At 71.8% G+C, this 15,185-nt stretch carries 13 protein-coding genes and 1 pseudogene; 9 read left to right on the top strand and 5 right to left on the bottom strand.

Annotation, left to right across the window (positions count from 1 at the left end):
- Positions 1–18: 18 nt before the first annotated feature.
- Positions 19–1,014 carry a thiamine-phosphate kinase gene (gene thiL / locus DEJ21_RS06165; protein WP_111224043.1) on the top strand — a complete coding sequence of 332 codons (996 nt, stop codon included), beginning with the start codon at positions 19–21 and terminating at the stop codon, positions 1,012–1,014.
- A gap of 18 nt (positions 1,015–1,032) precedes the next feature.
- Here the strand turns inward: thiL and DEJ21_RS06160 are convergent, their stop codons facing one another.
- Positions 1,033–1,593, bottom strand: a complete 561-nt coding sequence (locus DEJ21_RS06160) for an RsmD family RNA methyltransferase (RefSeq protein ID WP_111224042.1) — start codon at positions 1,591–1,593, stop codon at positions 1,033–1,035.
- Between the two features lie 97 nt (positions 1,594–1,690).
- Here DEJ21_RS06160 and DEJ21_RS06155 point away from each other — a divergent pair, with 97 nt between their 5' ends.
- From DEJ21_RS06155 to DEJ21_RS06125, 7 genes are all read left to right on the top strand, one after another.
- Entirely contained in the window at positions 1,691–3,919 is a 2,229-nt protein-coding gene (locus DEJ21_RS06155; RefSeq protein ID WP_258374893.1) for an ATP-dependent DNA helicase RecG, read from the top strand.
- 38 nt (positions 3,920–3,957) lie between these two features.
- On the top strand, positions 3,958–4,443 hold the full coding sequence (gene coaD, locus DEJ21_RS06150; RefSeq protein WP_110863963.1) for a pantetheine-phosphate adenylyltransferase: 486 nt from the start codon (positions 3,958–3,960) through the stop codon (positions 4,441–4,443).
- 115 nt (positions 4,444–4,558) lie between these two features.
- Positions 4,559–5,131, top strand: a complete 573-nt coding sequence (locus tag DEJ21_RS06145) for a DUF177 domain-containing protein (RefSeq protein WP_071405664.1) — start codon at positions 4,559–4,561, stop codon at positions 5,129–5,131.
- A 55-nt stretch (positions 5,132–5,186) separates the two neighbouring features.
- Positions 5,187–5,390 carry a 50S ribosomal protein L32 gene (gene rpmF, locus DEJ21_RS06140; RefSeq protein ID WP_017888273.1) on the top strand — a complete coding sequence of 68 codons (204 nt, stop codon included), beginning with the start codon at positions 5,187–5,189 and terminating at the stop codon, positions 5,388–5,390.
- 13 nt (positions 5,391–5,403) lie between these two features.
- Entirely contained in the window at positions 5,404–6,129 is a 726-nt protein-coding gene (gene rnc / locus DEJ21_RS06135) for a ribonuclease III (RefSeq protein WP_173034235.1), read from the top strand.
- A gap of 4 nt (positions 6,130–6,133) precedes the next feature.
- Complete coding sequence (gene mutM, locus DEJ21_RS06130; protein ID WP_111224041.1) at positions 6,134–7,105, top strand: bifunctional DNA-formamidopyrimidine glycosylase/DNA-(apurinic or apyrimidinic site) lyase; 972 nt, start codon at positions 6,134–6,136, stop codon at positions 7,103–7,105.
- Positions 7,106–7,136: 31 nt separating this feature from the next.
- The gene (locus DEJ21_RS06125) at positions 7,137–10,865 is read left to right on the top strand and encodes an AAA family ATPase (RefSeq protein WP_111224040.1); all 3,729 of its coding nucleotides are present in this window, start codon (positions 7,137–7,139) and stop codon (positions 10,863–10,865) included.
- A gap of 96 nt (positions 10,866–10,961) precedes the next feature.
- Here the strand turns inward: DEJ21_RS06125 and DEJ21_RS18145 are convergent, their stop codons facing one another.
- The gene (locus tag DEJ21_RS18145; protein WP_017888269.1) at positions 10,962–11,120 is read right to left on the bottom strand and encodes a hypothetical protein; all 159 of its coding nucleotides are present in this window, start codon (positions 11,118–11,120) and stop codon (positions 10,962–10,964) included.
- Positions 11,121–11,249: 129 nt separating this feature from the next.
- On the bottom strand, positions 11,250–12,119 hold the full coding sequence (ftsY, locus tag DEJ21_RS06120; protein WP_017888268.1) for a signal recognition particle-docking protein FtsY: 870 nt from the start codon (positions 12,117–12,119) through the stop codon (positions 11,250–11,252).
- 217 nt (positions 12,120–12,336) lie between these two features.
- Between ftsY and DEJ21_RS06115 the strand changes: the two genes are divergently transcribed.
- Complete coding sequence (locus DEJ21_RS06115) at positions 12,337–13,362, top strand: TerC family protein (RefSeq protein WP_110859106.1); 1,026 nt, start codon at positions 12,337–12,339, stop codon at positions 13,360–13,362.
- A 78-nt stretch (positions 13,363–13,440) separates the two neighbouring features.
- Here DEJ21_RS06115 and lipA read toward each other — a convergent pair whose 3' ends face one another.
- Both lipA and lipB read right to left on the bottom strand, forming a co-directional pair.
- Positions 13,441–14,424, bottom strand: coding sequence for a lipoyl synthase (lipA, locus tag DEJ21_RS18560; protein WP_111029146.1), 984 nt, complete (start codon positions 14,422–14,424; stop codon positions 13,441–13,443).
- Between the two features lie 99 nt (positions 14,425–14,523).
- Positions 14,524–15,168: pseudogene (gene lipB, locus DEJ21_RS18555) on the bottom strand (lipoyl(octanoyl) transferase LipB); the annotation flags it as partial.
- Between the last annotated feature and the right edge of the window lie 17 nt (positions 15,169–15,185).

Here is a 15,185-nt window from a genome sequence, read left to right as displayed (position 1 = left end):
CCAGGCTACCGTTCTCGTGTGGATGCGACGGACGACGCCTGGGCCGGACCGACGGTGGGGGAGCTCGGCGAACTCGTCGTCCTCGACCGGATCACGAGCCGTCTGCCCGCGGGCACGCCGATCCTCGGCCCCGGTGACGACTGCGCCGTCGTCGCCGCTCCGGACGGCCGCTTCGTCGTCACGACGGACATGATGGTCCACGGTCCGGACTTCCGGTGGGCGTGGTCGTCACCGACGGACATCGGCTGGAAGGCGGCCGCCACGAACCTCTCCGACGTCGCCGCGATGGGTGCCGTACCGAGCGGCCTCGTGATCGCCCTCGCCGCACCGCAGGGCACCCCCGTGGCCGTCCTCGAGGGCATCGCCGACGGCTTCCGGCTCGCCGTCGATGCACTCGCGCCGGGGTGCGGGGTCGTCGGGGGAGACCTCTCCACCTCGGCGACGTTCACGGTGGCCGTCACCGCCTTCGGTGACCTGCTGGGCCGCGCGCCCGTGCTCCGGTCGGGTGCGACCGTCGGCGACGTGCTCGCGGTGTCCGGCGAGCTCGGACGTGCCGCCCGTGGGCTGTCCCGGCTGTTCCGCGAGGGCGTCGACGACCGGGGCGAGCCGGACCGCGCCGCGACGGTCGCGAGCGGCGCGGACGTCGACCCCGACGTCGGACGCCAGCGCCGCCCGGTGCCCCCGATCGCCGACGGGCCGCTCGCAGCCGGGGCCGGGGCCACCGCGATGCTCGACCTGTCCGACGGCCTGGCGATCGACGCCGGTCGGCTCGCCCGTGCCAGCCGGGTGACGCTCGAACTCGATGCCGCCGCCGACGTCGACGAGGTCGCACTGCACGGCGGCGAAGACCACGGACTGCTCGCCACGTTCCCGGCAGGCACGGCTCTGCCCGGGGGCTTCCGGCGCATCGGTGTCGTGCTGGAGCGTGGTGACGCGGACCTGCTGCGCGCCGGATCGCCGGTGCCGACGACCGGCTGGGACCCCTACGCCGACTGGGACGGCGCCGCCGGCTGACCGGGCTGACCGGCTGCCTCAGCCGGCGGCGACGGCCTCCCACGCGACGGTCTCGCCGTAGCTGCGCTTGCTGAACGGCGCGAGCCCCGCCGGCCAGGTGGGCTCGGGGGAGCGCTTGCTCCGCTCGACCACGACGACCGCATCCGGCGTCAGCTTCGGAGACAGGGCCTCGAGCACCTCGGCGAGCTCGTGCTCGGTGACGTCGTAGGGCGGGTCGATGAACACCAGGTCGAAGGTGCGGACGGTCCCGCGCAGGTACCCGAGCACCGGCTGCGGCTGCACGTCGATCCGGACGCCCGGCACCCGCTGCTGCACGGCCTTCGCGTTCGCCCGGCAGGCCTGCGCGGCGGCGGATGCCCGGTCGACCAGGACCACCTCGGCCGCACCGCGGGACGCCGCCTCGAGCCCGAGCGCGCCCGTCCCCGCGTACAGGTCGGCCACCGACGTGGCCTCGACGAGCTCCCGTGCCTCGAGCGACGAGAACAGCGCCTCGCGCACGCGGTCGCTCGTCGGGCGGGTGCCGGACTTCGGCACCCGGAGCGTCAGGGAGCCGGCGGCGCCGGCGATGATGCGGGTCATGCAGCCACCGTATCGGCCCGACGGGTCCGGTCCGGCGTTCTCCACAGGCCGCTCGGGAGGCACGGGCGGGGTCGGTCGTGCCCGGTACCGTTGGAGCGTGGTCACCTCCGGAACCCCCGCTGCGCCGGCCGCGCCCGACCTCGGTCCGGCGCCGCTCGACGCGCGGCTCGCGAACGTGCTCGGCGGTCGGACGGCGACCGCGATCGAGAAGGCCTTCGGCTACCGCACGGTGGGGGAGTTCCTCGAGCACGCGCCCCGCCGCTACGCCGAGCGTGGTGCGCTGACGGCCCTCGACTCGCTCGCGATCGGCGAACCCGTCACCATCGTGGCCGAGGTGGTCGACGTCCGTGAACGCACCATGCGCGCGCGCCGCGGCTCCATCCTCGAAGCGAAGATCGGCGACGGCAAGGGCCTGCTCACCCTCACGTTCTTCAACCAGGGGTGGCGCACGAAGGACCTCGTCCCCGGCGCCCGAGGCATCTTCTCCGGCAAGGTCAGCGACTACCGGGGTGCCCGACAGCTCGCCCACCCCGACTACGAGCTGTTCGACCCCGACGACCCCCGCGCCACGGCGGAGCCCGGTTCCGACGAAGCGATCCGGTGGTCGCGCCAGCCGATCCCGATCTACCCGGCGACGGCCTCGCTCACGTCCTGGCAGATCGCGAAGTCCATCGGGATCGTCCTCGACACCCTGCCGGACCTGCCCGACCCGGTGCCGGCGTCCGCGCGGTCCCGGCTCGACCTCGTGCCGTTCCGCCGTGCCCTCGAGCTGCTGCACCGCCCCGAGAAGGTCGCGGACTTCAAGCGCGCGCAGGACGCCCTGCGCTACCGCGAGGCGTTCGTCCTGCAGACCGCCCTGGTGCAGCGCCGGATCGCGGCCCGTCGCACCGCGGCCACCTCGCGTGTGGCCGCCCCCGGTGGCATCCTCGAGCGCTTCGACGCCGCCCTGCCCTTCACGCTGACGGACGACCAGCGGGCCGTCGGTGCCGACATCGACCAGGACCTCGCCCGCACCTGGCCCATGCACCGGCTGATCCAGGGCGAGGTCGGTTCGGGCAAGACGCTCGTGGCGATCCGGGCGATGCTCACGGTGGCCGAGTCCGGCGGCCAGTCCGCGCTCATCGCCCCGACCGAGGTGCTGGCGGCCCAGCACCTGCGCTCCATCGTGAAGTTCCTCGGGCCGGACCTGGCCGCCGAGCTCCGACCGGTGATCCTGACGGGGTCGCAGTCCACCGACGAACGTCGAAGGGCCCTGCTCGCGGCGGTGTCGGGCAGCTCACGGCTGGTCGTCGGCACCCACGCGCTCCTGGGCGACCGGGTGGACTTCGCCGAGCTGGGGCTCGTCGTGGTCGACGAGCAGCACCGCTTCGGTGTCGAGCAGCGCGAGGCCCTCCGCACCAAGGGCACGACCCCGCCGCACGTGCTCGTGCTCACCGCGACGCCGATCCCGCGCACCGTCGCGATGACGGTGTTCGGCGACCTCGACGTCTCGACCATCACGGGCATGCCGTCGGGGCGCGCCGGCGTCGAGACCTTCACGGTCCCGCTGGCGGAGCACCCCGGGTGGGAACCCCGGATCTGGTCACGCATGGCCGAGGAACTGGCCAAGGGTCGCCAGGCGTTCGTCGTCTGCCCTGCCATCGACGACGCCCACACCGAGGACGACGGCGAGCCGGAGCCGGCCGATGGCGAGGACGACGCCCCGAAGCGTGCCCCGGCGACCGTGCTCGCCACCGCCGAGCGGATGCGCACCATGCCCGTGCTCGAAGGGCGCTCGATCGCGGTCCTGCACGGCCGGATGACCGCCGACGAGAAGGACCGCGTGATGACCTCCTTCGCCGCTGGCGACCTCGACGTGGTCGTGGCGACGACCGTGATCGAGGTCGGCGTCGACGTGCCGAACGCGGCGATGATGGCCGTCCTCGACGCTGACCGGTTCGGGGTCTCGCAGCTCCACCAGCTCCGCGGCCGCATCGGTCGTGGGCAGTGGGCCGGTGTCTGCCTGCTCGTCACCTCGGCCGAGCTCGAGACCACCTCGCGCGAGCGCGTCGACGCCGTGGCCGCCTCGGACGACGGGTTCGAGCTCGCCCGGGTCGACCTCGAGCTCCGGCGCGAGGGCGACGTCCTGGGCGAACGGCAGTCCGGTGGGCGGTCCTCGCTCAACCTGCTCCGGGTGGTCGAGCACGCCGACCTCATCGTCGACGCGCGCGGAGAAGCGGAGCGCGTGCTCGAACCCGATCCCGAGCTCGAGGGGTCCCCGGCCCTCCGCGACGCCCTCGCCCGGCGTCTCGACGAGTCCGACGCGGCGTTCCTCGGCAAGAACTGACCCGGGGGCACAGCGTCGCGGGCGGTATCGTCGCTGCCATGGCGCAGATCGCGGTGGTCCCCGGTTCCTTCGACCCCGTCACCCTCGGGCACCTCGACGTCATCGGCCGCGCGGCCGGGCTCTTCGACGAGGTGCACGTCCTCGTGGTGCACAACCCCGACAAGAAGCCGGCGATGTTCGAGGCGGTCGACCGGGTCCGGCTCATCAAGGACTCGCTGGTCGAGGTCGGCGCGCCGGAGACGGTGACGGTCGGCGAGTGGACGTCCGGTCTGCTGGTGGACTACTGCCGGCAGGTCGGGGCAAAGGTCCTGGTGAAGGGTGTGCGGTCCGGCGAAGACGTCGCGTACGAGACCCCGATGGCCATCATGAACCGCCACCTGGCCGACGTCGAGACGGTGTTCCTGCTGCCCGAGGCGTCGCGGGCGCACGTGTCGAGCTCGTTGATCCGCCAGGTGTCGTCCCTCGGCGGTGACGTCACGCCCTACGTGCCGAAGACGGTCGCCGACGCGCTCGCGGCCCGCTGAGCACACCCGCCAGCCTGCCCAGCACGCGCACCGCGCCCACCGCGTCCGGACACGCCTGTCGCCACCTCGACTCTCGGCCTGGATCGCGCTAGGCTTGTCGATCGTGTCTTCCCCCGTGAACAGCCCCTACGCCCTGCGCGTGCGCGACCTCGCGCACCGGCCGGGTGAGATGCGCGAGCACTCGCTCGACATCGAGGTGCCCGACGCGATGGGGGCCGGTCTGATCGGCGTCCGACAGGGTGCCGAACTGCACATCGACGTCAAACTCGAAGGCCTGCACGAGGGCGTCCTCGTGTCCGGACACGCTTCGGCCGACGCCACGGGGGAGTGCTCGCGCTGCCTCATCGACATCAGCGAACCGATCGAGGTCGATTTCGCCGAGCTGTTCGCGTATGATGCCTCGGAGGATTTCGACTTCTTCGTTCGCGATGACCACGTGGACACCGAACAGGTCGTTCGAGATGCGGTGGTGCTGTCGCTGCCGTTCCAGCCGGTCTGCCGACCGGACTGCCCAGGACTCGACCCGGTGACGGGCGAGCGTCTGGCCGACCTCGGCGAGCAGCCCGCTCGTCAGGTGCTGGATCCCCGCTGGGCAGCGCTCAGCGCGATCGAGCTCGACGACAGCACCGACGGTGACACCACCGCACCGAAGACCACCGAGGGCGAGGAGCGGGCCGAGACCGAGTAGGTCCCGACACCGCCAGCCCCCGTACCGACCACCGACCAACCGAAAGAGATTCACCATGGCCGTTCCCAAGCGCAAGCAGTCCCGTGCGAACACGCACGCCCGTCGTTCGCAGTGGAAGGCCACGCCGATCCAGCTCGTGAAGACGATCGAGAACGGTCAGGTCACCTACAGCCTCCCGCACCGCGCGAAGGTCGTCGAGGACTCGGCCGGCACGCCCCTGTACATGGAGTACAAGGGCCGCAAGGTCGCCGACGTCTGATCGGACCGAACGCATGACGACAACGTCCGGCGCTGCGGGGTCTCGCCCCGCGGGGCCGGACGTCGTTCGTCTGCAGGGCATCCTCGGGGCCGACATCGACCTCGAGCTGCTCCAGCTCGCCCTGACGCACCGCTCCTACGCCTACGAGCACGGGGGCATCAAGCACAACGAGCGCCTCGAGTTCCTCGGGGACTCGATCCTCGGCCAGGCCGTGACCGTGAAGCTCTACCGGTCGTTCCCCGACCTCGACGAGGGTGACCTCGCCAAGCGTCGAGCGAGCCTGGTGTCGACCGTGGCGCTGGCCGAGATCGCCCGGATGATCGGGCTCGGCCGCTACCTGCGCCTCGGCAAGGGCGAGGAACAGACCGGCGGGCGCGACAAGTCGTCGATCCTGGCCGACACCGTCGAAGCCGTCATCGGCGCGACGTACCTGTCGGCCGGTCCCGACCCGGCCACCGAGCTCGTGCTCCGCCTGGTCGAACCCCTCATGATCGACCCGGACCGCTTCGGCGCCGCGATGGACCCGAAGACGAGCCTGCAGGAGCTCGCCTCGAGCCGTTCGCTCGGCAACCCGGCGTACCGCGTCACCGAGACCGGCCCTGACCACGACAAGACCTTCATGGCGACGGTCGTCCTGCAGGGCGAGGACATCGCCACCGGCACCGGGTCGAGCAAGAAGGCCGCCGAGATGGCCGCCGCGCTCGACGCCTGGACCCGGCTGTCCGGTCGAGCGGCCTGACCGCGTGCCCGAACTCCCCGAGGTCGAGGTCGTCCGCGCCGGCCTCGAACCCGCCGTCAGCGGCGCGCGGGTCCTGCACGTCGACGTGGTCGACGACCGCGCCCTCACCCGGCACGACGGCCCCTCGGAAGACTTCGCTGACCGACTGACCGGTCGCACGATCGCCGCTGCGGTGCGCCGGGGCAAGTTCCTCTGGATGCCGCTGCAGCCCGAGCACGACGGGGACCGCCCCGAGGCACTCGTCGCCCACCTCGGCATGAGCGGGCAGATCCTGCTCGGCCGTGGTCGACCGGCGGCCAAGCACCGGCGGATCCTCATCGACGTGCAGCCCGCGGGCACGGACCGCTCGGGTGCGGCGGAGCCCCCGGTGGAACTCGAGTTCGTCGACCAGCGCACGTTCGGCTCGATGGCGATCGACGCGATGGTGCCGACGATCGACGGTGCTCCCGCCGGGTTCGGCGGGCAGGTCGACGCGATCGACCCCGATGCCGTGTGGCGTCGGTGGGTGCCCGGGCAGGTGTCGCACATCGCCCGCGACCCGCTCGACCCCGCGTTCGACGACGACCGGTTCACCGCGATGGCCCGGAAGCGGTCGAGCGGCATCAAGCGGGTGCTGCTCGACCAGGGCGTCGTGAGCGGCATCGGCAACATCTACGCCGACGAGTCGCTCTGGGCCGCGAAGCTGCACTACGACCGCGCCGCCGACCGCCTCACCCGTGCCGACCTGCGACGACTGCTCGACGAGGTCCGCGCCATCCTGCGCCGGGCGCTCGAGGACGGCGGCACGAGCTTCGACGCCCAGTACGTCAACGTCAACGGGCAGTCCGGGTACTTCTCGCAGCGCCTGAACGTCTACGGCCAGCAGGGGAAGCCGTGTCCACTCTGCGGCACGACGATCGTGCGCGAGGCCTTCATGAACCGGTCGAGCCACATCTGCCCCGTGTGCCAACCACGTCCCCGCGCCCGCACGCGTTAGCCTGACGCCAACCAGAGCATCCGGAGACCGCATGTACTTGAAGAGCCTGACCATCAAGGGGTTCAAGTCCTTCGCGCAGCCGACGACGTTCGCGTTCGAGCCGGGCGTGACGTGCATCGTCGGCCCGAACGGCTCCGGCAAGTCGAACGTGGTGGACGCCCTGGCCTGGGTGATGGGGGAGCAGGGCGCGAAGACCCTGCGCGGCGGCAAGATGGAGGACGTCATCTTCGCCGGCACCTCGACCCGCGGTCCGCTCGGTCGCGCCCAGGTGCTGCTGACCATCGACAACAGCGACGGCCTGCTGCCGATCGAGTACTCCGAGGTGACGATCGCGCGCACGCTGTTCCGCAACGGTGGCAGCGAGTACGCCATCAACGGCGAGAACTGCCGGCTGCTCGACGTGCAGGAGCTGCTGAGCGACACCGGCCTCGGTCGTGAGATGCACGTGATCGTCGGGCAGGGGCAGCTCGACAAGGTGCTGCACGCCACCCCGGAGGACCGCCGTGGCTTCATCGAGGAGGCCGCGGGGATCCTGAAGCACCGCCGTCGCAAGGAGAAGACCCTCCGCAAGCTCGACGCGATGCAGACGAACCTGACCCGCCTGTCCGACCTCGCCGGCGAGATCCGGCGGCAGCTGAAGCCCCTCGGACGCCAGGCCGAGGTCGCCCGCAAGGCGCAGTCCGTCGCCGCGGTGTTCCGCGACGCCAAGGCCCGCCTCCTCGCCGACGACGTGGTGCGCCTGCGCCGCGAGCTGCACGACCACCAGGAGGTCGAGGCCGGCCGGAAGTCCGAGCGCATCGTCCTGACCGAGCGGCTCGACCAGACGCGGGTGCGCCAGCAGCACGTCGAGCAGAGCATGGTCGGGGACGACGTCGACCGCGCCCGCACCGTCGTGCACCGGCTCGAGAGCGTGCAGGAGCGCCTCCGCGGCCTGTCGAGCCTGGCGAACCAGCGCCTGATGTTCCTCGCGCAGCAGGCCGACGCCCCGCAGCAGGGTCCGACGGTGACGCCGGAGCGGGTCGCCGGGGTCCGGGCCGAGGCCGACCGCCTCGCCGCCCGTGCCGACGCCATGCAGGGCAGCTCGGCGACGACCGCCCGTGCCGTGCAGGACGCCCGGGCCGCGCTCGACGCCCTCGACGAGCAGATCGCCGCGCAGGCCGCCCGCGTCTCGCAGCACGACCTCGAGGCGCAGCGGCTCTCGAGCGCGGTCGACGTCGCCCGCTCGAAGCGTGGGTCCGCCGTCGCCGACCGCGAGCGGCGGGAACGGGCACTGGCCGAGGCGGGGGAGCGTGCCGAGCGTGCTGCGGCGGCCCTCGCCGAACTCGGCGTCGACCCCTCGGATGGCGTCGACGAGTCCGCACTGGCGCAGACGCTCGACCAGGCGCGCGCCGAACTGGAACGGACGCAGGCCGCGCGGGACGAACAGCGCGACCGGCTGCACGCCCTCGAGCGCGAGCGGGACGCCCTCGACGCCCGGGTCACGGCGCTCGGCATGTCGATCGAGGTCCGCGACGGGTCGCAGGCCCTGATCGACGCCGGCCGGGCGGGCATCGTCGGACGCCTGGCCGACAGCCTGACGGTGACGCCCGGGTTCGAAGCCGCCATCGCCACGGCGCTCGAGGGCCTCGCCGACGCCGTCCTGGCCGACGACCGTGGGACGGCGCTCGACGCCGTCGACCACGCCCGCGCCGCCGACCTCGGCCGGATCGACGTCGTGGTCGCCGACGCCGCGGCCGTCACCACGGCCCTGCCCGACACGTCGCCGGCCGGCGTCCGACGCGCCACCGACCTGGTGCAGGGCCCACCGGCGCTCGCGTCGATCCTGCGCGACACGCTGGTCGCCGACACGGACGACCTCGACCTGGAGGCGGTGCTCACGGCCGCCCCGCACGCCACGGTGGTCACCCGGTCCGGTGACCTCGTCCGTGCGGTCCGCGTGACCGGCGGCGGGGAGCGCGTGACCTCGCGCATCGAGCTCGTCGCCGAGCGCGACGACGCCGTGACCCGGCGCGACGCGATCGCGACGGACGCGGAGGACGCTGCCACGGGCCTCCAGGCCGCGCGCAGCGCAGTCGAGGACGCACGTCGCCGCGCGGACGAGGCCGACGCAGCGTCTCGCGCGTACACGCGGGCGAAGGCCGAGTACGACCGCACGAGCGCGTCGACGCGGGCGAAGGCGGAGAACGCCGTGGCCGAGGTCGAACGGCTGCGTGCCGCGCTGGCCGAGACCGACGGCGCCGTCGAGACCGCCGAGGCGGTGCTGGCCGAGGCCGAGTCGGCGCACCGTGTCTTCACCGAGCAGGAGCGTCCCGTGGTCGACGCCTCCGAGCGTCCCGCGCTGCAGGACGCGCTCGAGGCCGCACGCGCCGCCGAGGTCGAGCAGCGGATCCAGGTCGAGACCGTGCGTGAGCGGGTGCGCGCCGAACGGCACCGTGCCGACCAGCTCGAACGCCAGCTCGAGGCCGAGCGCGCCGCCGCCGAGGAGGCCGCACGGCTCGCGGTCATCCGCCGAGGCCAGATCCGCACCGCCGAGGCGGTGCTCGCCGACCTGCCCGGTGTGCTCGGCGCGGTCGACCGTTCACTCGCCGAGGCCCGGGTCCAGCTGGCGACGGAAGAGGCCGAGCGGTCGAAGCGCAACACCGAGCTGCAGACGATCCGCAACGAGGAGCGCGAGCTGCGGGACCGCCTGCAGACCATCACCGACGGCGTGCACTCGCTCGAGATGGAGATCTACGAGAAGAAGCTGCACGTGTCCGGTGTGCTCGACCGGGCGCAGAGCGAGCTCGGACTGACCGAGGCGGTGCTCGTGGCCGAGTACGGGCCGGACGTGCCGGTGCCGGTCGACGTGCTCGTGGACCCCCGGGTGCGCGCGCGGAAGCACCGTGAGGCGGAGCGCGCGGCGGCGGCTGCGGCCGCCGAGGCCGCGGGCGTGACCGAGCCGGATGAAGCTGCGGCAGACGCGAGCCCCGAAACCGACGACGTGGCCCTCGTCGACGCCGAGTCCACGCTGCCCGGCGGCCCCGCGCTGCCCGAGTTCGACACCACCGACGAGGTCGACCCCGCCGACGTCGAGACCGTGCCCTACGTCCGTGCCGAGCAGGAGCGCCGACTCAAGGCCGCCGAGCGCGACCTCGGACAGCTCGGCAAGGTGAACCCGCTCGCGCTCGAGGAGTTCCAGGCGCTCGAGCAGCGGCACGCGTTCCTCGCCGAGCAGCTCGAGGACCTGCAGAAGACCCGGACGGACCTGCTGACGATCATCGACGAACTCGACACGAAGATGCAGACGATCTTCGAGTCCGCGTTCAACGACACGAAGGAAGCGTTCGACGTCATCTTCCCGATCCTGTTCCCGGGCGGCTCGGGGTCGATCAACCTGACCGACCCGACCGACCTGCTCGGCACCGGGATCGACGTGCAGGTGAAGCCCGCCGGCAAGAAGATCGACCGCCTGACCCTGCTGTCCGGCGGCGAGCGGTCCTTGGCGGCGGTGGCGCTCCTCGTCGCGATCTTCACCGCTCGGCCGTCGCCGTTCTACATCATGGACGAGGTCGAGGCGGCACTCGACGACGCCAACCTCGGCCGCCTGCTGACCGTGTTCGAGCGGCTCCGCGAGTCGTCCCAGCTCATCGTCATCACGCACCAGAAGCGCACGATGGAGATCGCCGACGCCCTGTACGGGGTGTCGATGCGGCAGGACGGCGTCTCGGCCGTCGTCGGCCAGCGGGTGCAGAAGCGCGAGCCGGCGGACGCGGTCGCCTAGGCGCCCTGGTCGCGACCACGACAGACGGGAGGCGCGGTGCCAGCTGGCACCGCGCCTCCCGTTCTGTCAGGTGCGTCCGGACGGGACGCCGGGTCGCTACGCGCGACCGCGGATCGTCCGGAGCAGCCAGCCGATGATCCCGAGCAGGATGAGCACGATGCCCACCCAGAGCAGGAGCTTCAGCGCACCGACGAAGATGCCGCTGAAGAGCAGGACGAGGCCGACGATGATCGCGATGATCAGCAGTGCGGGCATGAGGGTCTCCTATCCCTGGAACGAGACCGAGCAGATGCCCGGACCGTCAGGGACGCTACTCCTCGGCGTGCCGACGCGTTCGCTCAGCCGACGGGGCCGCCTTCGCTCAGCCGACGGGGCCGCCTTCGCTCAGCCGACGAGGTTCTGCACGAACACGTGCGGCGTGAAGCCGGTCAGGTCGTTGATGCCCTCGCCCTGCCCGATGAGCTTGATCGGGATGCCGGTCTTCTCCTGCACGCTGAGCACGAAGCCGGCCTTGGCCGAGCCGTCGAGCTTCGTGATGACGAGGCCGGTCACGCCGGCGCCCTCGATGAAGGCCTGGGCCTGGGCGAGGCCGTTCTGGCCCGTCGTCGCGTCGAGGACGAGCAGGACCTCGCTGATCTCGGTCTGCTTCTCGACCACGCGCTTGATCTTGGTGAGCTCGTCCATCAGGCCGGCCTTGGTGTGCAGGCGCCCGGCGGTGTCGATGACGACGATCTCGGTCTGGTCGCGGATCGCCTTCTCGACGGTCTGGTACGCCACCGACGCCGGGTCCTGCCCGGGCTGCGACGGACGGACGACGTCGACGCCGGCGCGCTGGGCCCAGGTGGCGACCTGCTCGACCGCCGCGGCGCGGAACGTGTCCGCCGCGCCGACGAGCACCGTGCGGTCGTACGTCTTCAGGAACTTGGCGAACTTGCCGATCGTCGTGGTCTTGCCGACGCCGTTCACCCCGACGACGAGCACCACGGCGGGCCGCGCGCTGAGCTTCAGGGTGGTGTCGAGCTTCGAGAGCCGTTCCTCCAGGACCTCGCGGAGCATGCGCTGCAGGTCGGCGGGGTCGGTCGTGCCGTACCGGTCGACGCGGGCGTGCAGGTCCTCGATGATCTCCTCGGAGATGTCGGGCCCGAAGTCGGCGCCGATGAGGGCGGTCTCGAGGTCCTCCCACGTGGTCTCGTCGATCGTCTTGCGCTGGAAGAGGCCGCGCAGCCGTGTGGACAGTGACCAAGAACTCGCCATGCTCCCAGCTTAGAGCGCGGCACATGTCCGCTGTGCCCGGTATGCTCGGGATCACGAAGGGGAGTATTCCCTCTCGGTGACCCCGTCAGTACGGTCCGGAACGATCCGGCCCCGGGGCGCCGGTCGTGCGGCACCGGTTCCGGTGCGGGACGACGGAAGAGACCTTCAGGCCTCGGCGTACCCACACATCAGCGGCGCGCCCTACCTGAAGGAAACCGTGGACGTCCCACTCTTCGTCTGGCTCATCACGATCGCCGGCATCCTCGCGCTGCTGGTGTTCGACTTCTACTCGCACGTCCGCACGCCGCACGTGCCGCACATCCGCGAATCCGCGTTCTGGTCGGCCTTCTACATCGGGCTGGCGATCCTGTTCGGCATCGGGATCCTGGTGTTCGGCGGCGGGCAGGCCGGTGGCGAGTACTTCGCCGGCTGGCTGACCGAGAAGGCGTTGTCGGTCGACAACCTCTTCGTCTTCCTCATCATCATGTCGAGCTTCGCCGTGCCGAAGGAGTTCCAGCAGAAGGTCCTGCTGGTCGGCGTCGCGATCGCGCTCGTCGCCCGCGGTGTCTTCATCGCCCTCGGCGTCACGATCATCGAGAACTTCTCGTGGGTCTTCTACCTGTTCGGTGCGCTGCTGTTCTGGCTCGCCTGGTCGCAGGCCCGCAGCGGCAACGACCACGGCAGCGAGGGTGAATCCCGGCTCATCCGGATCCTCAAGCGCATCATCCCGACCTCGGACCACTACGACGGCGACCGTCTGACCACCCGCGTCGACGGCAAGCGGCTGTTCACCCCGATGCTGCTCGTCATGGTCGCCATCGGCCTGACCGACGTGCTCTTCGCGCTCGACTCGATCCCCGCGATCTTCGGGCTGACGCAGGACGCCTTCATCGTGTTCACGGCGAACGCGTTCTCGCTGCTCGGCCTCCGGCAGCTGTACTTCCTGATCGCCGGGCTGCTCGAGCGCCTCATCTACCTGGGTCAGGGCCTGGCCGTCATCCTGGCGTTCATCGGTGTGAAGCTCGTCTTCCACGCCATGCACGTCAACGAGCTGCCCTTCATCAACGGCGGCGAGCACATCGAGTGGGCGCCGGAGATCCCGATCTGGTTCTCGCTGGGCTTCATCGCGCTGACGATCGCGGTCGCCACGACCGCGTCGCTGGTGGTCTCGAAGCGCCGCCAGGAGCGCGGGCTCACCCCGACCGGCCAGCCGAAGGAGTCGGTCGAGGCCGACGCGAAGTAGTCGTCACCACCTGACGGACAGGAGGCGCGGTGCCAGCTGGCACCGCGCCTCCCGTCTGTCCGGGTGTCATCCGGAGCGTCAGACGGCCTGGCGACCAGGGGTCGCGTCGAGCAGGTGGGCCAGGTGCTCGGGAACCGAGCCGCCGCGGGCCACCGTCGCACGCGCCCAGAGCCGGCCCGCCCGGTACGACGACCGGACCAGCGGTCCGGCCAGCACTCCGGCGAAGCCCATCTGCTCGGCGACCTGGCGGAGCTCGACGAACTCCTCCGGCTTGACCCAGCGCGCGACCGGCAGGTGCCGGGGCGACGGGCGGAGGTACTGCGTCAGCGTGATGATGTCCGTGCCCGCGTCGAACAGGCGCTGCAGGGCGTCCTCGATCTCGATGCGCTCTTCGCCCATGCCGAGGATCAGGTTCGACTTCGTGACCAGTCCGGCGTCGCGGCCCTGGGTGATGACGTCGAGGGAGCGTTCGAACGTGAACGCCGGCCGGATCCGCTTGAAGATCCGCGGGACGGTCTCGACGTTGTGGGCGAAGACCTCGGGGCGGGCGTCGAACACCGGGCCGAGCTGGTCCGGTCGCCCGTTGAAGTCCGGCACCAGGATCTCGACGCCGGTGCCGGGGGAGTGTTCGTGGATCGCCCGGATGGTCTCGGCGTAGAGCCAGGAGCCGCCGTCGGGCAGGTCGTCGCGGGCGACGCCGGTCACGGTCGCGTACCGCAGCCCCATCTCCGCCACGGAGTCCGCGACCCGGCGGGGCTCGTCGCGGTCGAGCGGTTCCGGCTTGCCGGTGTCGATCTGGCAGAAGTCGCAGCGACGGGTGCACTGCGAGCCGCCGATCAGGAAGGTGGCCTCGCGGTCTTCCCAGCACTCGAAGATGTTCGGGCAGCCGGCCTCCTGGCAGACGGTGTGCAGCTGCTTGTCGCGCACCAGGCTCGACAGCTCGCGGAACTCCGGGCCCTGCGTGGCTCGGGTCTTGATCCACGCGGGCTTCGTCTCGATCGGGGTCTCGGCGTTCCGGGCCTCGACCCGGAGCATGCGGCGGCCTTCGGGGGCGAGGGTCATACGAGGGTCTCCTGTCGGGCGGGCGGGCGCGGTGCTGGTGCTCGTGCTGGTGCTCGTGCTGGTGCTGGGGGTCGTCGTGCTGATCCGGTGGCCGCTGTGCATGCCGTCGACGGCCTGCTGGACACGCCCTGCGACGAGGGGCGCGAGGTCCTCGACGGTCACGTGGGCACGCCCCACGTGCGCCGCGGCGGCGCTCAGCGTCGTGACCCCGGCGTCCGCGATGCCGCACGGGACGATCGCGGCGTAGGCGTCGAGGGCGTTGTCGCAGTTGATCGCGATGCCGTGGCTCGTCACGCCCTCGGCGACGTGCAGGCCGATGGCGCCGACCTTGGCGGCGGGGGTGCCGTCCGTGCCCGGCACCCAGGCGCCGCTGCGACCCGCGACCCGTTCGGCGTGCACCCCGACTGCGGCCGCGGCGTCGATGACGACCTGCTCCAGGTCGCGCACCCAGGCGACGACGTCGAGGGGTTCGGCGAGCCTGACGATCGGGTAGGCGACCAGTTGCCCCGGCCCGTGCCAGGTGATGCGTCCGCCACGGTCGGTGTCGACGACCGGGGCGCCGTTCGTCGGCAGGTCGGACGGTTCGGTGCGGCGTCCGGCGGTGTACACGGACGGGTGCTCGCAGAGGACGAGGGCCCCGGAGGAGCGGCCGGCGACGACGTCGGCGTGCAGGTCCCGCTGCAGGGCGAGGCCGTCCGCGTAGTCGAGCAGGCCGTGGTGGCGGACGATCTCGAGTTCCGGCATGCGGCGAGCGTACGACA

The organism is Curtobacterium sp. MCSS17_006 (genome assembly GCF_003234215.1).
Lineage (GTDB): Bacteria > Actinomycetota > Actinomycetes > Actinomycetales > Microbacteriaceae > Curtobacterium > Curtobacterium flaccumfaciens.
Note: the sequence above shows the minus strand (reverse complement) of the source record. Positions and strands in the feature narration are given on the sequence as shown.